Genomic DNA, 21,554 nt, shown 5'->3' with positions numbered 1-21,554 from the left:
TATTTCTTACGATATATTAGTTAAACAACCAATAGGAGGTCATTGAATGCACTTTTTCCGTCCCCTTGCTGTTTTACCACCGCTGCCTGCTGAACTCTCCGATCTCCCCGACATCGCCAAAAACTTCTTCTGGGCGTGGGAACCGGGGATGGACGCTCTCTTCCGGTGGCTTGACGCGGAGCTGTGGGAAAAGATGCACCATAACCCGATCGCCTTCCTTCTCTCCCTCCCGCAGGAAAAATTAACGGAAGCCGCCCAAAACCCCGAATACCTGGAGATTTACCACGAATACCGGAAACGGTTCTCGTCCTACATGAACGCGCCGACCTGGTTCAGCGGCACCTTTGAGCAAAATCATAACCGTGTAATAGCTTATCTTTCAGCCGAATTTGGGATCCACGAGTCTCTGCCCATCTACTCCGGAGGCCTCGGGCTTCTGGCCGGCGACCATTTGAAGGCGGCAAGCGATCTCGGGCTGCCGCTGGTGGCGCTCGGTCTTCTCTATAAATTCGGTTACTTCAACCAGCAGATAAACCCCCACGGAGGGCAGGAAGCCAGCTACCCGCTGCTGAACTTTCACAAGATGCCCATATCCCCTATGACCGACGGCGACGGGCGTGAAATCGAGGTCCAGGTCGAGCTCTCCAACCACCATTCGTGCAGGAACGTATCCCTCAGGATCTGGGAGGCCGCCGTCGGCAGGGTGCGCCTGTTCCTTCTCGATTCCGATACCCCCCGCAACCGCGTGGAAGACCGGCAGCTCACCGGCAGCCTTTACGGCGGGGACCATCAAACGCGGCTTTTGCAGGAGATGTTACTCGGAATCGGCGGGGTCAGGGCGCTCAGGGCCCTCGGGTTTGAACCCGCGGTATGGCACATAAACGAGGGACACGCGGCCTTTTCCGTCCTGGAACGCGTGCGGGAGCTGGTTATGAAAGGGCTTGACCCGGAAACGGCGCGGGAGGTCGTGCGCGCTTCGACGGTCTTCACCACGCACACCCCGGTTCCCGCCGGACACGACATGTTTAACCGGGAGGTTCTCTCTTGTTACATGGAACGTTATTACGGCCAGCTCGGCCTAGACCGGGATTCTTTCTTCGGACTGGCCTGCGACCCCAACAAACACGAATTCAACATGACCCTGCTGGCCCACGGGCACGCCACTTACACCAACGCCGTCAGCCGTTTGCACGGCGATACGAGCCGCAGGATATTCTTTTCGCTTTACCCCAACATCCCCGCGGACGAGATCCCGCTCACCACGGTGACAAACGGGGTGCATATCGAAACCTGGCTGGCGCCGGAATGGATCGACAGCTTCCAACGCCTGGCCGGAGAAGAGTGGCGCACTCCCAAGGCCAGCCCCGAAGCCTGGGAAAAGATCGCGCGGATGCCGGTGGCGGAGGTATGGAGCATCCGCAAGGAAATCAAGGCGGGGATGCTGGATAAGGTGCGCGAGCGGCTTTTAACCCAGAAACAGCGGTACTACGCCTCGCCCGCCGAACAGGCGGAAATCGAGACCTACCTGCCGCCGGACGTACTGACCATAGTCTTTGCCCGCCGCTTTGCCACCTACAAGAGGGCCACCCTGCTTCTGCGCGATAAGGAGCGGCTTGCCGGAATGGTTTCCGACCCCGAGCAGCCGGTGCAGTTGATTTTTGCGGGCAAAGCCCATCCTGCGGACCAGGCGGGACAAGACCTCATCAGACAGATCTATAACCTGAGCCAGCAGGAGCCTTTCAAGGGAAGAATAGCCTTTTTGGAAGACTACGACATTGAAACGGCCCGGTACCTTCTGTCCGGCGCCGACGTTTGGCTCAATACCCCGCGCCGCCCGCTGGAAGCCAGCGGCACCAGCGGGCAGAAAGCGGTGATCAACGGTACGGTTAACCTCAGTATCCTGGACGGGTGGTGGCCGGAGGCGTATAACGGCGACAACGGCTTTGCCATAGGAAGAGGCGAGGTCTACCCTAACGAAGAAACCCAGGACTACTACGACAGCCTCGCCCTGTACGCCATCATCGAGGACGTGGTCATACCCAATTACTATCGGCGTACCAACGGCGTCCCCCGCGACTGGGTCAACATCATCCGCAGCGCCTGGCGGTCCATCCCTCATTTCTTCAACACCGGGCGTATGGTTAAGGAATATACCTCCCTCTTCTATGTTCCTTTAATGAAGAGAAGCGATTATATCGCGCAAAACGATTATTCGGCCGCACGGCGCCTCAAGGAATTTAAACGCCGCCTCATGGATAACTGGTCTCAGATTCAGATTCTTCAGGTTAACGAGGACCGGCCTTCCACGCCGGTTGCCGGCCAGACCGTTTCGGTCACCGCCACCGTTAAGCTCGGCGCCGTTACACCGCAGGACGTGGTGGTTGAACTGGTCCTCGGCAGGACGAAGGATTACCTGCTGCTGGATACAAAAGGCTTCCCGTTAATCGCCGGCGAGAACCTGGGCGACAACACTTACCGGTACAGCGGCGCGGTAAGTCTCACTCAGGGGGCGCTCGGTTTTACCGTGCGCGTCCGGCCCACTCACCCCGACCTGGCTCACCCGTTCGAACTGCCGCTGGTGACCTGGGCGCCGGAGTTCTAGTCAGTAGTCAGTAGTCATAGTCGGTAGTCAGTAGTCAGTAGTCGGTAGTCAGAATATAGAATGTACAACCATAAAACCGGAATTCAGGCGCCCGAATTTAAAGGCTATCCCTGACTCGCTCCCGGACTAAGGACTGAGGACTTTCGACTGAGGACTTAACACGTAACCGTAATCCGTAACTCGCAACTCATAACTCGCAATTTGTAGGGTGGGTTTTACCCACCTTTTCCTTATTTAAAGGCCACTTTTCCCTCCGCCCTCATTCGCCCCGCACCTTCGGGAGATAATAAGAAAAGTCCCGTGAAACCGGAAAGAACGGAAACTTAGGTAGTAGACGGAATGTAGAATATAGAATTTAAATACGGACTATCGTCAAACTTTGGACCGAGAACTTTCGACTGCGTTTCTTCCCGTTTTAGGACTGAGGACTGAGGACTTTCGACTAAGGACTTAACTATGTCACTCGCGATTTCTGTCTGCTGTTTACTTATTACTGGATTTTGACTCGCGACTCGGGACTTGCAACTACTGACTACCGATTACTGTCTACTGAATAGGGGATAAGACTTTATGGACGATTATCTGCCGGGTCTTTCAGGCCATACCTGGCGTCAGGAGATCAACGTCCGCGACTTTATCCAGAAAAACTATGAGCCTTACACGGGCGACGGGTCTTTCCTTTTGGGACCGACCGGAAGGACCGAAAAGCTCTGGGCGAAATGTCAATTCCTTCTCGCCGAGGAGTTAAGACGCGGCGGAGTGCTGGCAGTCGACGCCGCCACCGCAGCAGGAATCACAACCCATCCCCCGGGATACCTGGATAAGGAACTGGAGATCATCGTCGGGCTCCAGACGGACGAACCTTTGAAAAGGGCGGTAAACCCCTGGGGCGGTATCCGTATGGCGGAGATGGCCTGCAACGAATACGGGGCGAACCTTGAGCCGAAGGTGTGCGAGATATTCCATAAATATCGCAGAACGCACAATGAAGGGGTATTCTCGGTCTATACCGACGAGATGCGCGCCCTGAGAAAATGCGGCATCATCACCGGTCTGCCCGACGCGTACGGCAGGGGCCGCATCATCGGCGACTACCGGCGCGTGGCGCTTTACGGCGTGGACCACCTGATCGAGGAAAAGCGAAGCGACCTAAGAAGCCCGGAACTAACCACGATAACCGTCGACACCATAAGGCTGCGCGAGGAAGTTCACGACCAGATCGCGGCGCTGGAAGAATTGAAGGAAATGGCCCGCGCGTACGGCTTCGACATCTCGCAGCCCGCCGCGAACGCCCGCGAAGCCTTTCAATGGCTTTATTTCGGCTATCTGGGCGCCATAAAGCAGCAGAACGGCGCCGCCATGTCCCTGGGAAGGACAAGCACCTTCCTCGACATATACATCAGCCGGGACATACGCGACGGAACACTGACCGAGGAAAAGGCGCAGGAACTGGTAGACGACTTCGTGATAAAGTTGAGGCTGGCCAGGCAGTTGCGGACCCGCGCGTACGACGAGCTTTTTGCGGGAGACCCTTTATGGATTACAGAGGCCCTCGGCGGAATGGGGCAGGACGGCCGGACGCTCGTGACCAGGACCAGTTTCAGGTATCTTCAGACGCTTTACAACCTGGGCCCGGCGCCGGAACCCAACCTCTCCGTCCTGTGGGCGCGGGCGTTGCCGGAGCCTTTCAAGCGGTTCGCAGCCGGGGTTTCGTACGATACCAGCTCCATCCAGTACGAGAACGACGACCTTATGCGGCCGATTTTCGGCGACGACTACGCCATCGCCTGCTGCGTCTCCGCGATGAAGGTCGGCCGGGACATGCAGTTTTTCGGCGCCCGTTCCAATTTGCCGAAGGCGCTGTTGCTGACGCTGAACGGGGGCCGGGACGAGATCTCGGGCGCCGGAGTCGCGCCCGAATTCTACCGTGTCCGGGAGGAACCGCTGGCGTTCGAGGCGGTTTGGGACGCGTTTCAAAAGACGCTGACATGGCTTGCGGGCAAGTACGTCGATACCATGAACGTCATCCACTACATGCACGACAGGTACGCTTACGAAAGCCTCCAGATGGCGCTTCACGACACGCACGTCAGGCGGTTTATGGCCTTCGGCATGGCCGGCCTGTCGGTACTGGCGGACTCGCTCTCGGCCATTAAGTACGCGAAGGTGACCCCGAAACTCGACGACCGGGGTATCGCCGCCGAATTCCAGCTCGAGGGGCAAGCCCCGTGGTTCGGCAACAACGACGAGCGGGTGGACTCGATCGCGCGCGAGTGCGTGGTACTCTTCGATGAGAAACTCAAGGAACGCCCGGCATACCGCGACGCCGTCCATACGCTGTCCATTCTCACGATCACCAGCAACGTCGTTTACGGCAAGATGACCGGCGCCACACCCGACGGGCGTCGCCGCGGCGAGCCGTTCGCGCCGGGGGCCAATCCGATGCACGGCAGAGACACCCACGGCGCGGTGGCCTCGCTGGCATCAGTGGCCAAGATCCCTTACGAGCATGCGCTGGACGGCATCTCATACACCTTTTCTATCGCGCCGAAGGCGCTTGGCAAGACCCTGGACGAGGCGATCGGAAATCTTGCCGGTTTGATCGACGGGTACTTCGCCAAGGGCGGACATCACATGAATGTCAACGTCTTCAGCCGCGAAACCCTCCTGGACGCCATGGACCACCCGGAGAAGTACCCGCAACTGACCGTACGCGTCTCCGGCTACGCCGTCAACTTCGTGCGGCTCACACGCGAGCAGCAGGAAGAAGTCGTCGCGCGGACGATTTTCGAGCGGTGAATAAGATAGAAGCCAATAGTCAATAGTCAGAATATAGAAGATAGAAGATAGATGTAGAATTCAGAATTGAAGAAGCAGATACAAAAAGCAGTAACGGAAACCGCTGCGACGGTTAATGCAAAGTTTATTTCAATAATTGTTCTCCGATCAGCTACGGCTGTGGCACCCATTTCACGGCGTCGGCGCATATATTAGTGCCTCCGACGACGTTATTGGAAAGCACCACGGAGTATGAAGAACCCGCGGTAAAACCATATGTCCCCAATAAGCGCCATGTGCCGCCGTTCAGCTGCTGATTGACCGATACTGTCTGAAAACCGCCGTCATAGTAGACCGTGTACGGCACGCTGGTACCTCTGGAAGAATGTGAAGTCCACCTGGCATACACGTCGTAATTCCCGGATGAAGGTATATCCGACACCCAGGTTGTGGTTAGGCTTCCGTCTCTGGCCCCCAGGGCGGTAAGGTAGTGGGCATTGGCACCCCACAACTGGGCCGGCAAGCCGGTCGAAATAATCCAGGCACCGGCAAAGGTTGCCTCAAGGTTGTCGACGATCACCGCCCCGGTCTCATTATGGACAACTATGGTCACCTGCCCCGTATCTGTATGTCCCAGGCTGTCCTCGGCGGTAATAGTCAAGTTATAGTTGCCTATAGCGGCGCCGGTTCCCGAGAAACGGTAGCTGTATGTTCCGTCACCCGCCAACGCGTCCCCGTTCGTCCCGTTGTCGTACATCGTCTGGGTTGCGCTGCCGCCGAGAGACAGTAGGTTAATAGTGACGCCGTTCAGATCCGCGTTGGGATCCGTCGCCAGGGCGGTGAACAGCACGGGGCTTGTACCGTTGTTCAGCACGCTGACGGGTTCTGCCTTTGTGTTTGAAACCTCGGGATTAACCGGCGCTGAAATATCCTTCGGCGTGCGGTAATAGTAAACGTAACCGCCGTGGCAATCACCGCATACGTAGTTACCGTTCGGTCTTTCCGCATAGCCGTTGAATCTCAAATTGCCGCCGACGCTGTCCGGGTACGCGGACGTTATCGTGCTGTCCCGCACGCCCACTTCCCGGGCGTAGGCAAAGTCAAAAGACGGGACCTTGTTCGTGGTGCCCGGGGAACTGATCAACTCGCCGTGGCGGATCATGGTCGGGGTCGGCGAGCCGTGCACATTATGGCAGGTGGTACAGCCGGCCATGGAGTCCAGGCTGTCGCCCCACGTGCTTTGTGTGTCACTTATTACGGCGTCCCAGTCGGAATCCCAAATTTGTTGCTGCATGGAAAGATGGTACCAGTGGAAGTTGCGGTTATATGGGTCAGTGTCACGATGGAAATTCGTATTCTCGGGCGTCGTGGACAGGACGGGCCCGGAAACATGACACTTAAAGCACAGTGCGAACTCATCGGGATCCAGGACGTTGGGGTTCACGACCGACGCTTTGGGAACGACCATCGGTCTCTTGCCCGCCACGTCCGCCAGCCGGTAGCCGTCCTCGTAGCTGGTAACCACCTCGCACGGAGTACCTTCAGTGACCTCGTAGGTCCTGTATTTATGGTCGATATGCCTAATGGCGGGGTCGTGACAGACCGTGCAGCTTTGCTTATGGCCGTTAATGTAATAACCATAGCTGCTGTTATCCCCGATGACGTTGGGAGCGTACGTTCCGCTATAATAGATATTCTCAAACCAAACCGCATCCGCAATGATATTGGTCCCCCCGGTGGCGTTATCAGCCAATACCACGGAACCGGAAGTTCCCGCTGCAAAATTATAAGTGCCCAGCAGGTACCAGGTTCCTCCATTCAACTGTTGATTCACCCATACGGTATGAGCGCCGGCGGCATCGTTGATCGTGTAAGGAACGCTGGTGGCGCGATAACTGTTTGACGTCCACCGGGCGTAAACTCTGTAGTCACCCGGTATCGCAATGTCGGGTACCCAGGTCGCTGTTGCGCTGCCGTCCCCGCCCGCCGAATGGTACTGGCAATCGGCACCATAAAACTGATAAGGTTGGCTGGTTGTATGCACCCAGGCCGCTTCCGACGGGGTAAAGGCGGCGTCTAAATTGTCCACGATGACGTCCGCGATCTTGGGCTTGCTGAAAGATGTCCCATTGTCGTGACACCCGGCGCACCAATGCTCCTTCCCTGACTTCAAGGTCCTGCCGTCCATCTTGTAAACCCCCGCGGCCCAATTGGCCAGGGCGCCGGTATCGGGATCGTTCACGCCGTCAAAGGCGCCGCCGGGACTGTGGCAGGTGTCGCAAGCATTAGCATTCAGGACCGGTATATACGCCGCGTGGCATACGGAGCATCCGGTCTCGTCCTCGGGAATGTCGGGACCCTTGCCGGTGGTATCGAAATGGGTCGCATGACTCTGGTCTAAATGGCAGTCCATGCACCAATCCCCGGGATTGTCTATGGGATGTGCGCCGCCTCCCCCGCCTCCCGAGTGGCACCCGGCGCAGTCCATTCGGGTGTCGTTCCAACAGTTATACTGTCCCGCGCCGTGGCAGTTGTAGCAGATGCCGCGGCTGTCCATCCGCAAAAGCGCCGAGGTATCGCCCACGGCCCCGTTGTCCCGCGGCCAGGCTGTCGCCCAGCCGGTCATTGAGGCCGTGGCGCCGTGCGCCCGGTGGCACGATAAACAGGCCACATGCTGGGAGGTCCCGGGAGTTTCCAAGGGCGTCCCGGTCGCGAGGCTGCCGTCGAAATCGGGCGGCGGCAGGACGTGCGCGTCCATGGGATGACGCCACATGTCCAGGTATTGGCTCGCGTGCCCGTCCCCGTCACTCGGGGGATTAAACTTGTTATGGCAGGCGCCGCACCAGGCGGTGCCGCCATCTTTGTATTCGGTCACCCGGAAGATATCCGAACTCGACCCGCCGTAAGAAGACGTGCCGATATCCTGCACCTTGAACCTAACGTTATCTACGGTTTCGCCGAGGATGGCGGTGCGCAGCAGCCGGGGGTTTCCGGTGATGTAGCCGCTGCCGTCCGGGGTCTTGCCGCCGGCGTGCGGATCGTGGCAGGTACCGCAGGTGAGACCGTTGCCGGTCAGGGTATCGGTGCCCCCCGGTATGGTGAAATACCGGGAGCCCTCGCCGTCCCAAGCCCCGGCGTCGTTAAGGCCGTCGGGAAGGTATCCCCACACGGTATGCCGGGAGGTAACCGTTTGGTAGTCGCCGGCGCCGGGCCCGACCCACAGCTTCTCAAAACCGCCGGCGGTGGAGGTGTAAGCCGCCCCCCAGCCGAAAGTCTTGCCGTATTGAACGTCGTACGGGGCGCTTGTGGTACCCTCCCCATGGCAGAGATAGCAGAACTCGGTCTGGGTGGGCCCGGCCTTTAAAAGCTTCGGCGCCGGGGCGGCGTGCGCTATGTGGCAACCGGCGCAGGCGTCGGTGGTAACGGTGAACTGCCCGTGGGTCCAGGCAAAGGCCGGCGCGGCATAAGCCAGCGCCGATATCACGGTAATTGCAAGAACGCCTAACAGCTTCCTCATATCGTCCGGCCCGGCTCCTTGTGCGTCGCTTGGTTCTGGTGCATTAAGGGTTGGTAAACAAATTATACTATATGGCTGGTTATAAATAGAGTCCTATTTTCAAATACACGGCTATAAGACTATTTGAGGCTGATCATTGACTATGCGGCTCGCCAGGCGTCGTTTTGTCGCCAGCTACGGCTGCGGCTTGAATTTAACGGCATCGGCAATGACATACTCATTGGCGTCATTGCTCAGCACGACAGAACCCGCGGTGCCGGCGGCAAAGGTAAACGTTCCGAGCAGGTTCCACTGGCTGCCGTTAATCTCCTGGTTCACATCGATCGTCTGGGAACCGCCGTCGTAATAGACCGTATAGGGGGCATCCGTGGCCCGGTTGGAATGAGTTTTCCACCAGGCGTAGACACTGTAACTTCCGGAAGTTAGGATTTCGGGGACCCAGGTGGCTGTGGAGGAACCATCCCCCGCGGCCCGGTAACGGTAATCGCTTCGATAAGAAGCCGAATCTCCGGACACCAGGGTCCAACTACCAATAAATGTCGCATCGGCATTGTCTACATAGATACAGCCGGCCTCTACAACGTTTAAATTTATCGACGCCTCACCCTGATTGGCGGCGCCATCGGTCGCCGTGACGGTAAGGGCCTTGGGCGTATCGATAGTGCCTGAGGCGATAGTTGTCATGTAGCTATAAGTACCATCGCCCCCAAGGACATCCCCGTGAGTCCCGTCGTCGTACATTTGCTGATTCGCGCTGCCGCCGATACTGGTGAGGTTCACAATAATATTCCCGTTGAAGTCGCCGTCCGGGTCTTGCACTGAGGCGGTAAGTAGTATCAACTGACCGCTACTGGATACCGTATCGGGAGTAGATTTGGCGTTCGTCACCTTTGGGCTCAAATTGGGTGTCCGGTAATAAGAAACCGCGTTATGGCAAGCCTGGCATACATGGTTGCCGGCAAGTGATCCGGAACTGTAATTCATCATACCGCCGATACTTTCCTCCAGCGTGGCGTTTGGATCAAAGACTCCGCCCGGCTTGGCATGCCACCGGTAGTCGCTGTTGTACGCCGCCGCGTCTCCCGACACATAGGTCCACGCGCTTACATATGTGGCTTGCTCTTCGTCCATGACGATATCGGGCGTGCCGCCGCCGACCTTCTCGATTCTGACGGCGTCAGCTATAACATACTCATTAGCGTCATTGCCCAGCATTATAGACCCCGGGGTGCCGGTATCAAAATAGAACGTTCCCAGAAGGTTCCACTGGCTGCCGTTGATTTCCTGATTCACATCGATGGTCTGCGAGCCGCCGCTGTAGTTGATGGTATAAGGGGCGTCCGTGGCCCGGTTGGTACTTGCTTTCCACCAGGCATAAACGTTATAATCGCCGTCTTCGGCGACAGTGAATGTCCAGGTAGCCGTGGCCGTGGACCCGGGCGGCGGTGATGTCAGGTAAGCGAAATTGAGCGCCGGCACTTTATTCGTGGTTCCGGGCGTGCTGATCAGTTCTCCATGCCGGATCATGGCCCGCGAAGGCGATCCGTGCACATTATGACAAGCGACACAGCTCTCTGAAGAGTCAGTCGTTCCGTCCCAGTCGGAGTCGAAGTGGTTGGTATAGATGCCCAGGTGGATGTTATGGGAATTCGCGGGACTGTCATCGTTGTTCCAAAAATTTGTTTTGTCCGGGGCGCCGGTGGCGCTCAAGACTTGATTCTTATTATGGCAACTGAAACAAAGGGCGAAATCTTCCGGATAGTTAATCGGATTACTAGCGACCGGATGCAGCGGCCGCGGGACTATCATGGCCGGCTGACCGCTTATATTTTTCAGACGATAACTGTTTGAATAGTCGGTCACTCCGGCGTCATAGGTCCTGTGCTCGCCGTCGATATGTCGCTTGGAGGCATCGTGACACGACAAGCAGTCAATGTTGTGTCCGGTGACATAAAAACCATAGGTGGCATTATCACCGGAAACATTAGGCGCGTAGGTTCCGGGGCCGCCCGACTCGAACAGGAGGGCGTCTGCGATAACGTAACCGTTCGGGTTCTCGATAAGCTCTACCTTGTCCCCCGTCCCGTCGAAAGTATATGTGCCGAGCAAGTACCAGGTCCCGCCGTTGGCGCGCTGGTCTACCATAACCACCGCAGTGCCGCCGTCGTGATAAATGGTGTATGCGGCATCGGGAGCGCGGGTGGGATCTTGAGTCCACCGGGCATACACAGTGTAGGTCCCGGGAGTGGAAATCGTCGGCGTCCAGGTGAAGGTATCGCTGCCCGCGCCTGCGCTGTGGTAAGCATAGTCGCTGCCGTAGTACCCAGGGGCCCATGAAGAAGTCGGCCAGTTACCGGTAAACGTTCCGGCCGGATTATCTACGATGATTTCGACAGACTGCTGCTTGCTGAATGCCGGATCGTCATCGTGGCAGCTTGCGCACCACTGCTCCTTCCCGGATTTCAACGCGGCGCCGCCGGACTCGTAAATGCCCTCGGCCCAAGCGGCCTGCGCCATCTGTACGCCGTTGAACGCCCCGCCCGGACTGTGGCAGGTGTCACAGGCATTAGCATTGAGCTCCGGAATCGACGCCGTGTGGCATACGGAACATCCGCTTTCGTCCTCGGGAATGCCGGGACCCTTGCCGGTGGTATCGAAATGGGTCGCATGGCTCTGGTCCAAGTGACAGTCCATGCACCATTCCCCGGGGTTGTCCGCCGCGTGGGCGACGGCGCCGCCCCCGCCGCCGGAGTGGCACCCGGCGCAGTCCAGCCTGGTGTCTTTCCAGCAGTTATACTCTCCCGCCCCGTGACAGTTGTAGCACATCCCCCGGTTGTCCATCCGCAAAAGCGCCGTGGTGTCTCCCACGGCCCCGTTGTCCCGCGGCCAAGCGGACGCCCAGCCGCTTACGGTAACCGTGGCGCCGTGCGCCCGGTGGCACGTAAGACAGGTCACGTGCCCCACGGTGCCGGGCTGCTCCAGGGGCGTCCCGGAGGCGAGGCTGCCGTCGAAGTCGGGCGGCGGCAGGACATGCGCGTCCATGGGATGACGCCACATGTCCAGATATTGGCTTGCGTGCCCGTCCCCGTCGCTCGGGGGATTAAACTTGTCATGGCAGGCGCCGCACCAGGCGGTGCCGCCATCTTTGTATTCGGTAACCCGGAATATGTCCGAACTCGACCCGCCGTAAGATGACGTGCCGATATCCTCCACTTTGAACCTGACGCCGTCAACGGTTTGGCCGAGGATGGCGGTGCGCAGCAACCGGGGGTTCCCGCTGATGTAGCCGCTGCCGTCCGGGGTCTTGCCGCCGGCGTGGGGGTCGTGGCAGGTACCGCAGGTGAGGCCGTTGCCGGTCAGGGTATCGGTGCCCCCCGGTATGGTGAAATACCGGGAGCCCTCGCCGTCCCAAACCCCGGCCACGTTGAGAGCGTCCGGAAGGTATCCCCATACGGTGTGCCGGGAGGTGACGTCTTGGTAGTCGCCGGCCTCAGGCCCGACCCAAAGCTTTTCAAACCCGCCGGCGGTGGAAGGGTAAACCTCACTCTGGCCGAAGGTCTTGCCGTACTGGACGTCGTAAGGGGCACTGGTGGTGCCCTGTCCGTGGCAGAGATAGCAGAACTCGGTCTGAACGGGCCCGGACTTCAACAGCTTCGGCGCCGGGGCGGCGTGCGCGACGTGGCAACCGGCGCAGGCGTCGGTGGTTATGGTGAATTGCCCGTGGGTCCAGGCGAAGGCCGGCGCGGCAAAGGCCAGTGCTGATAATACGGCTATTGCAAGAACGATAAATAATTTTAGCATAAAAGTTCCCGTATCCGGCTGTTTATACTTCCGTCGGTTGCCTGGTTGTGGAACTTTACGGACGGGTAACTAGATTATACTATATGGTGAATTCTTTTAAAGTCCTATTTTAAATACACGGGCTGGGCAACTGTTTGGTACTGATGACGTCTTTAACGTCCTACCGAGGACCACCGTAAAATCGTTACGGCAGCAGGTATTGGAGGTAGTTACCTATGGAGAATATAGAGAAGGAGTCAACAATCACCAAGCAACGGAATGCGATACAAAGAAGGTCAGCCTATCACGATGCTAAATCAACAAACACCTGTGAAGAATACGGGGTATATTCATTCCGTGGAGACCATGGGGACGGTGGACAACGGGGGCATCAGGTATGTGCTCTTCATGCAGGGATGTGCCATGCGCTGCGTTTTTTGCCACAACCCGGACACCTGGCTGCGCGAAGGAACAGAGGTCTCCGTAGACGAGATCCTGAGGCAGGTCCTCGACTATAAAGTTTTTTTCGAAAGCTCTGGGGGCGGTCTGACCGTGTCGGGCGGCGAACCGCTGCTGCAGCACCTTTTCGTCCGGTCGCTGTTCGAGGAATGCGGTAAAAACGGCGTTCACCGCGCCCTGGATACTTCCGGTTACTGCAGGCATGGAGACTTTATATCGCTCCTGGACTGTACCGACCTGCTCCTTTTCAGCATAAAGGTCGTAAACCTGGAAAAACACGCCCGGCTGACGGGGGTGAAAAACGGCGTAATCCTTGCCAACTTGCGGTCAGCGGCGGCTGCCGGGATGGAAATCGTGGTAAGGTACGTCTTTATTCCCACCGTGAACGACTCCGAAAGCGACCTCAGGGACCTTGCGGAACTTGTGGCCACAATCAACGACCGCGGCCGGATCAAGGTCGATATCCTACCTTACAACCGGATGGGCCTGGTCAAGTGGAAACAACTCGGCCTTAATTGCGAGCTTCGGGAGTTCCCGGAACCTACCCCCGAAGAACTCCGTCATACCCGGCAGATCCTGCGAGAACGGGGTATCTCCCTTCGCACCGAATAGAATGGAAGTCCGAAGTCCAACGTCGACAGTCCTAAGTCAAAATTACAATAAAGAATACAGAATTCAGAAGTCAGAAGGTTGAAGGTTGAAGGTTGAAAGGTTGAAGGGTTAAAGTCACGAGTCACGGGTCACGAGTCACGGGTCGGATACGGAAGACAGAATTCAGAAGTTATAAGGATTCGGAATTCAAAGTCTTTTTATTCTGTATTCTGTGTGCTGTATTCTGCCCCTAAAGTCCTATCCGTCTAAGCTTAACTTCGAACCGACCCGATTTCATGCTACATTAGCTTTAACATCGCACGTTGAACGTTGCACGTCGAACGTAGAACGGACTGTCAAGGTCCATCAGCATGAGCATAAATGTTGAACCTTATTGAACCATCGGGGCCTCTTCCCGGCCTGCCTGGTTCCACCGCGCTGCGTTGAGGTCCTGGTAGTAGCTTTCCTGCTCGGAAGGCGCCACCCCGCCGTAAACCACGCGCAACGCCCGGGCCAGCCACGGGTCCAGGCAGCAAAGGTCGTCGGTGTCCAGTTGAGCGATCGCTGGCTTGCCGATAGCGTACATGACCGCCGTGATTTCATCCATGGAAACCTTGAGAAAGTTAACCAGCGACTTCGCACCCAGGTCGGCGTCGAACTTCTCGCGAAACCGGCCCGTGTGCAAAACAAGCTGGGTGGGCGGTTCCGTGGGAGCCACCTTGACCATCTGTTGAGAAACGATCGCCATGACGGCCGTGGTCCCGATGTAAACCGCATCCGCCCCGAGCGCCAGGGCTTTCAAGAAATGCCCCGGTGTGAAAAGCCCGCCGCCCGCCAGCAGCGAAATGCGGCCCTTCTGGCCCTCCCCGTTAAGGTAACGTCTCGCGCGCGCAATAGCGTAAATGGTAGGGAGACCAAGATGGTCTTCCGCTGTCGGGGAAGCGGCATGCGTAGCGCCTTCCCCTCCGTCGACCGTGATAAAGTCCACGCCGGCGCGGACCGCGACGGCCAGTTCGTGCTCCAGGTAGTGCGAAGCGGCGATTTTTACGCCCACCGGGACAACGGTGTCCTCCTTCAACTTTCTAACAACGCTGCAAAAGTCCTCCACGCTGTTCACCCCGGGGATGCGGGTGTGAAGCACTGCATCCTGGCCTTTTTCCAGTCCGAAGACCTCCCGCATCTCTTCATCGATAAACCTGGCCTGGGTACGCTGTGGAGAAGCGCCCTGCGCCCCCTGCCCCAGCTGGATCTCAATCGCGTCAAGTTGTTTGTATTTGTCCGGGGTGTTCAAATAGCCGCCCCGATTGTACTGCCCAATGAGCTTGTCCGCGGCCTCACGCTCGGCGGGCAGCAGCCCCGCCTCTCCGGTGTTGGTGGCGGTGCCCATCGCACTGGCCGCCTTGGCCAGCGCCACCTTGGCGGCCTTGCTGAGCGCGCTGCCGTAAGACATCCCCGTAATATAGACAGGTATTTTCAGTTCCAGGGGTTTTTCGGCCAGGGGTCCGATGGTGACACCGGTATCGATTTTTTTGCTGTCCTCAACCGGGAAACGGTACAGGTGCACCGGGTTGAGGACCAACAACTCCCAAGGAGAAAGGCGCAGGTGAGTGCCCAGCGGTCTTTCAAGGACCTGCCCCTGGGTCGCCCGCATCCAGATTTCCATGGCGTTGAAAAATGACGTTCTTTTCATAACGGACAACACCATCAGCATGTTATCCGTATACTTATCTTTCATCATTTTAAAAACCATATCGTCCGCGGCTTCATTCCCGACGCCGCGCACCAGTTTGTTCATCCATTCCCACACCATTTTCTAACCCCCTTATTTCGCTATTGCAGCGTCGGCTCGCGCCAGGCGTAGGTTTCCTGGACAACCGGACGCCGCCCGGCTTCTTCGTCGACGGTCACGATTTTCTCGTCGCGGATGGAAACCAGGATTTGTTCTACGGATACTAGGTCGCCGTATTCCACTTCCGGGGTGACGCTGACGGCTTCGGTCCCGGTAAGCGCGTTGTGGAAGTTGAGCAGTTCGTTATAAAAACCCTGCTGCGGTTGGTAGGCGATTTGCTCCGTCCGGCCGTCGTTGAAGGCCAGGTTGATCGTTCCCGCGTCCCGCTCTTCCAGATAAATCATCCCTTGGGCGCCGAAGATGCGCAGTCCGATCAGGGGACGCTGCATCTCCTTCCCGGCGCAGAAAAAGGTAAACTGTCCGTTAACGCCGCTTCTAAAGAGCAGGTTTACATTGACTACGGCGTACGGCGCAAAGTCGGCGGTCTGGGGCCGGCCGAAGGCCTGCAGGCGGTCAATCGGGCCGAAAATATGCCGCAACCCACCGAGGTCGTGTACAGCGGTGTCGGTGATCGCGCCCCCGGGGAAATCGGGGTGCTGTCGCCATTCCTTTGCCGGGAATTTATCCTGGAGCATATCGGCCGGAAAGTCCACCACGCGGTTCTGGATAAAATAAAATATTTCACCCACGCGTCTTGTGCGCACCAGGTCCCTGATGATGTCGATTTCCTGATTGTACCGGTAGTTTTCGGCGATCATGATCGGCAGGCCGTATTCCTCGGCCAGGCGCCGGGCTTTTCCGGCTTGGGAAAGGGTCGCAGCCAGAGGTTTTTCGCAGATAATGCCTTTACGCCGCCCCGCGAGACGTTCGGCCACCGCTTTAGTGACTTCGAAGTTCTGGGGAATAGGCACCATGATGTCGATGACGTCCAGATCATCCCTTTTTATCATCTCGCGATAATCGGTGAAGACGTCCGCCTGGTTAAGATTTAATCGCTTAACCCAGCTGTCCGCTTTCCATTTGTCGACATCGCAAAGAGCAGCAATACGGTACCTGTCCGCCAACCGCTGAAAGGCCGGGTAGTGGAGACGCTCGAAAGCCATCCCCGTACCGATTACCCCCACTTTTAGCTGCCGCAAGCCAACCACCTCCTGTAAATTCCTCGGTCGCGAGTCGCGAGTTACGAGTCCCAAGTCCGAAATCGGAAGTTACCATTATTTTTTAAAAAACCCGGGGTTTTTCTATTCACACGCCTGGTGGCGGACGGCGTAACTCCGCCCCAACAAATCAGGATGTGGTTAGTATTAGCCGGGGGGTTAAGGATATTCTAAACTTAAATACTTGGGTCAGGAGCAATCGGCATGGCACAACAGAACCTCGCCGCGGCCATGGTCCGTCAGTTGGCCGCCTGGAACGTAAAGGTGATTTTCGGCGTCGCGGGCAACGACGTGCTGCCTTTTCTTGATGCGGTAGCCCGTGAAGGATCCATACGGTACATCGGCGCCGTTCACGAAGCGGGGGCCGCGTTTATGGCCTCGTACTGGGCGAAGCTGACCGGCGAACTCGGGGTATGTCTCGCCAGCGCGGCAGGGACGATAAACCTTGCCGAAGGCCTTATGGACGCGTACATGGACCATGCACCCGTCCTCGCCGTTACCGGGCAGGTGGCCACGGCCAAAATCGGCACCAGGGTGAAACAGTACTTTGATCAGCAGAGCCTGATAAAAAACTGCGCCTTCCTTTCGGAACCGGTCACAGACGCTCCTTCTGCTCAACTGCTGTTGGTCCGCGCCATGTCCCAAGCCCTGCTCAGACGGACTGTGACGCACCTCTCAGTCCCCTTTAACCTTTGGAACGAGAAGGTGGACACCAAACCGGGCTTTTTCCCGGCCCTTATCAGGAACGGGGCACGGTTAAACGGTCAAATCACGGGCGACCTGGCCCGGACCGCGGCCCTAATGCGACAGGCGCGAAAACCGATCGTCGTGGTCGGGCGCAGGGGAAAAGACGCCGGTCAGGCCATCAGGCGGCTGGTCACTACATGGGGCGCGGCCGTGGTAGTCGCCCAGGAAGCAAAAGGGGTGATCCCGGACGAATGGCCCGAGGTGTTGGGCGGGATAGGCGAGGCATGGACGCCGTCGTTACTCCACGAATGCGACTGTGTGCTGATGATCGGTTCGGCCGGTTACGAAGAGAAGTTCCTGCCGAAGGCGCCCGTCATTCAGATCGAGAACGAACCGTGGCAGATTAACGAAGCTTACCTCTGGGACTCCCTCGCCGGAGACGTGCCGCATATTATCGAAACTCTTATGAAGTATCTTGGGGACTACGAGGGGGACCCCTTTTGGAAGGACAGTATATCAGCAGCAAGAAAAGAGCGGTGCAACCTCATCGCGGCGGATGCCGCGAACGGCGACCGTCCGGTCCATCCTGCCCGACTGATGGCGGCGCTCAACGGAGTAATTACCGGGGACGCCGTCATTACTGTTGATGAGGGAGCTTTTATGCACTGGTTCGACCGCGACTTTCAAGCCGCCGGGCAGACCGTCCTCATGCCTTCCCGGTGGCGAAGCATGGGCTCAGGTTTACCTGCCGCACTCGCGGCTAAAATACGTTATCCGGACAGACAGGTGGTAGCGCTGGTGGGGGATGGAGGCATGTTGATGTCCATGGGTGAACTGTCCACAGCCGTCAAGTGCAACATCCCCGTAACCGTGATCGTGGTCAATAACCGCCTGCTCGCGCTTGAAAAAGACAAAATGTTGGCATCGGGTCTTGTGCCGCTGGGGGTCGAGGTCAGGTCCCCGGATTTTAGCGCGTACGCCTGGGCGTCGGGCGCGAAGGGGTTCCTGGTCGAAGACGCCGCTCAACTTGAAGGCTCACTGCGCGCGGCCTTGAATCTGCAAGCGCCGGCCGTCGTGGACGTGGTATGCCGCGACGTGAAGCTGCCGACGGTCAATCTGTCTTGAATTTACCGTTTTCAATGTCATCGATTTTCGGGCGCAAACAGGTGGACCACCGCATCCCTTTCGACAGGTACCAATACCCGTGTTGCCCGCGGTGACCGCGACTGTGTCGCCCAGAGGACGATGAAAACGGTGAAGAAAATGGCCGTTACGAGCAATACAACGAGCCAGCGGTTGCCTAGCCGCGAATAGACCCCGTTCTTCAATCGGGCCAATTCAAGACACCTCCTTCGTGTAAAAGTTCTAAGTTCAAAGTTCTAAGTTATGTTGGACGGATAGACCTTTGGGGTCCGTTCACAGTTCACAGTTCACGGTTCGGGTTTATGCTGATGACTTTCAGGGTCCGTTCGAAGTTCGACTGTTTTGGTCCTGAGTCCTTAGTCCTCTGTCCTCAGTTAAGCTCAGGCGGCCAGGACTTCAGGACCAGAATACAGCACACAGAATACAGAATGTAATTATGATCCCCCAATCCTTCTTACTCCCAACCTTCTACATTCTGATTCTGAATTCTGTATTCTAATTTTGACTTAGAACTGTCGACGTTGGACTTCGGACTTAATTCTGACTCGCGACTCGCGACTTTAGACTTCTGAATTCTGAATTCTGACTATTGTCCATACGGATCGTACCTCTTAAGCAGTAACGAGTTGCCGACCACGGAGACCGAGCTCAGGGACATCGCCGCGGCGGCGATTATCGGGTTCAGAAAACCTAGGGCCGCCAGGGGAATACCCAGGGTGTTGTAGATCAGCGCCCAGAAAAGGTTCTGCCTGATCTTGCGGATCGTCCGGCGGCTCAACCTGATTGCGGCAACGATCTCACGCAGGTCTCCCCGCATGAGCACAATGTCCGCCGTTTCCACAGCTACATCGGTGCCCGTCCCTATGGCCATGCCGAGGTCCGCAACGGCCAAGGCGGGGGCGTCGTTAATCCCGTCGCCGACCATGCCGACGCGGGCCCCCCCGTCCCGTAGTTTTTGCACCTCGCGGGCCTTGTCCTCCGGCAGTACCTCGGCCAAAACATGGTCTATGCCTACCTGACCGGCAACGGCCCCGGCGGTGCGCGCGTTGTCTCCCGTAATCATCACGACCCGCAAGCCCATAGCTTTAAGACGGCGCACCGCTTCCGCCGAATGCTCTTTAACGGTGTCGGCGATGGCGATCATCCCGATCAACCGGTTGTGCTCAGCCACGAGGACGACCGTCTTCCCCTGCCCCTCAAGGTCCTCCAGCCGGGCCTGAGCGCCCGTCGGGTCAACGCCGCCGTCACGCAATAGTTTCGGATTGCCGATGAGGACCGCCTTCCCTTCAATTACCGCTCTGATTCCGCGGCCCGGCAACGCCTCGAACCTTTCCGCCTCGGGGACGGTAAGTCCTTCCTCCTCCGCAGCCTTTACGACGGCCCGGGCGAGAGGATGTTCCGAGCGTCTCTCGGCCGCCGCCGCCAGCCGCAAGACGTCAGTTTTTTCACGCTCGCCGAAGGGAACGACATCCGTAACCGAAGGCTCTCCCTTGGTTATCGTCCCGGTCTTGTCCAAGACGATGGTATCGAGTTTGTAGGCCTGCTCGAGGTGCTCGCCCCCCTTGATCAGGATTCCGTTCTCCGCCCCCCGCCCGGTACCTACCATAATGGCTGTCGGTGTCGCCAAACCCAGCGCGCAGGGACAAGCGATCACCAGGACGGCCGTCATGTTGAGCAGCGCGGTCTGCACCTGCGCGGTACTTAAATACCAGCCCATAAACGTAACCAGGCCGATAGCGACAACCGCCGGCACAAAATAAGAGGAGACAACGTCGGCAAGGCGCTGTATCGGGGCCTTCGAGCCCTGCGCCTCCTCCACGATGCGGATGATCTTTGCCAGTGCGGTGTCCTTGCCGACCTTAACGGCTTCAAAGGTAAAACTCCCGTGACGGTTGATGGTCGCGCCCACCACCTCGTCGCCGACATTTTTATCTTGCGGCAGGCTTTCCCCGGTCAACATAGACTCGTCCACCGTTGACGAGCCCTCACGGATTATGCCGTCGACGGGGATGCTCTCTCCCGGACGCACAATCACCAGGTCCCCCACGGCAACCTCCTCCACGGGGATGTCCGTCTCCCGGCCGCCGCGCAGTACGCGGGCGGTGCTCGGTTTAAGGGCGATCAGTTTTTTAATTGCTTCGGAAGTGCGCCCTTTGGCGAGCGCTTCGAGTAAACGGCCAAGGAGCACCAGGGTAATGATGACCGCCGCCGTTTCGTAATATACAAAACCGTCCAGGAAGAAGGTGTTGACCACGCTGTAGAAGTAAGCCGACGACGTTCCGAGGGCTATCAGCACATCCATGTTGGCCGCGCCGTGGCGCAAATTCAGGTAACCGCGACGATAGTATTGAAAGCCGGGACCGAACTGCACGACGCTTGCGAAACCGAATTGGACGTATTTGCTCATCAGGAACGGGACGTGAGGCGCCAGACCGAGGTCGGCGCCCATAACAAAGAGGAGCGGAAGGGTCGCCGCTACCGCGAGGACAAACATATTTCGCTGGCGCACGATCTCACGGGCGCGCTCCTCTTTGTCGACCCGCGTATACGTCGCCTCAGGCAGGTCTTTGACACCATATCCGAGGTTGAGAATAGCCCTTTTGACCTCTTCGGCGCTGATCGTTTCCGGCAGGTATTCCACCAACGACCTTTCGGCGGCAAGATTTACGGCGGCGCCGGTTACTCCGTCCAACGATCTCAGCCGTTTTTCCACGCGCGCGGCGCAGCTCGCGCAAGTCATGCCCTCGACGGCGACCTCCAGGCGCTGGGTCCTAACGCCGTAACCAAGGTTTCTGACGTGTCCGATGACCTCACTGGCGCTGGTGCGCGCCGGGTCATAGAATACCGTGGCCTTCTCCGCGGCGAAGTTGACGGACGCGTCCTGTACGCCTTCGATTTCATTGAGTGCCTTGCCGACGCGGGCGGCGCAGCCCGCACAGCTCATGCCTTCGATTTTGAAAGAAACCTTGTTCTGACCGGGCCGGTCAACAGCCATAATTTTCACGGCTTCCTTTCTCGATCATTCAGTGAGAACTCATTTTGACGTAAGCG

The 21,554-nt window shown here is 57.8% G+C and carries 10 protein-coding genes; 4 read left to right on the top strand and 6 right to left on the bottom strand.

The annotated features are described in order from the left end of the window. The first annotated feature begins 46 nt into the window (after positions 1-46). Both glgP and pflB read left to right on the top strand, forming a co-directional pair. Positions 47-2,602 (top strand): alpha-glucan family phosphorylase, encoded by a 2,556-nt coding sequence (glgP, locus tag AB1500_04795; GenBank protein MEW6182482.1) that lies wholly within the window; start codon positions 47-49, stop codon positions 2,600-2,602. Positions 2,603-3,172: 570 nt separating this feature from the next. Further along, positions 3,173-5,401 carry a formate C-acetyltransferase gene (pflB, locus tag AB1500_04790; protein ID MEW6182481.1) on the top strand — a complete coding sequence of 743 codons (2,229 nt, stop codon included), beginning with the start codon at positions 3,173-3,175 and terminating at the stop codon, positions 5,399-5,401. A gap of 151 nt (positions 5,402-5,552) precedes the next feature. Here pflB and AB1500_04785 read toward each other — a convergent pair whose 3' ends face one another. Then, positions 5,553-8,897 (bottom strand): cytochrome c3 family protein, encoded by a 3,345-nt coding sequence (locus tag AB1500_04785; GenBank protein MEW6182480.1) that lies wholly within the window; start codon positions 8,895-8,897, stop codon positions 5,553-5,555. A 174-nt stretch (positions 8,898-9,071) separates the two neighbouring features. Beyond that, entirely contained in the window at positions 9,072-12,698 is a 3,627-nt protein-coding gene (locus tag AB1500_04780) for a cytochrome c3 family protein (GenBank protein MEW6182479.1), read from the bottom strand. Positions 12,699-12,986: 288 nt separating this feature from the next. Here AB1500_04780 and pflA point away from each other — a divergent pair, with 288 nt between their 5' ends. Further along, a complete protein-coding gene (pflA, locus tag AB1500_04775; protein ID MEW6182478.1) occupies positions 12,987-13,748 on the top strand; it encodes a pyruvate formate-lyase-activating protein in 762 nt (253 codons plus the stop codon). Between the two features lie 370 nt (positions 13,749-14,118). Here pflA and AB1500_04770 read toward each other — a convergent pair whose 3' ends face one another. Further along, positions 14,119-15,537, bottom strand: coding sequence for an FMN-binding glutamate synthase family protein (locus tag AB1500_04770; protein ID MEW6182477.1), 1,419 nt, complete (start codon positions 15,535-15,537; stop codon positions 14,119-14,121). 20 nt (positions 15,538-15,557) lie between these two features. Further along, positions 15,558-16,655, bottom strand: a complete 1,098-nt coding sequence (locus AB1500_04765; protein MEW6182476.1) for a Gfo/Idh/MocA family oxidoreductase — start codon at positions 16,653-16,655, stop codon at positions 15,558-15,560. Positions 16,656-16,877: 222 nt separating this feature from the next. On the opposite strand from AB1500_04765, the gene AB1500_04760 reads away from it, so the two are divergent. Then, positions 16,878-18,485, top strand: coding sequence for a thiamine pyrophosphate-binding protein (locus AB1500_04760; GenBank protein MEW6182475.1), 1,608 nt, complete (start codon positions 16,878-16,880; stop codon positions 18,483-18,485). A 17-nt stretch (positions 18,486-18,502) separates the two neighbouring features. Here AB1500_04760 and AB1500_04755 read toward each other — a convergent pair whose 3' ends face one another. Together AB1500_04755 and AB1500_04750 are read right to left on the bottom strand one after the other, a co-directional pair. Then, on the bottom strand, positions 18,503-18,697 hold the full coding sequence (locus tag AB1500_04755; protein MEW6182474.1) for a hypothetical protein: 195 nt from the start codon (positions 18,695-18,697) through the stop codon (positions 18,503-18,505). 392 nt (positions 18,698-19,089) lie between these two features. Then, positions 19,090-21,498 carry a heavy metal translocating P-type ATPase gene (locus AB1500_04750; protein MEW6182473.1) on the bottom strand — a complete coding sequence of 803 codons (2,409 nt, stop codon included), beginning with the start codon at positions 21,496-21,498 and terminating at the stop codon, positions 19,090-19,092. Between the last annotated feature and the right edge of the window lie 56 nt (positions 21,499-21,554).

The organism is Bacillota bacterium, assembly GCA_040755295.1.
Classification (GTDB): Bacteria; Bacillota; Desulfotomaculia; order Desulfotomaculales; family Ammonificaceae; genus SURF-55.
This window is presented reverse-complemented; position numbering and strand designations above follow the sequence as displayed.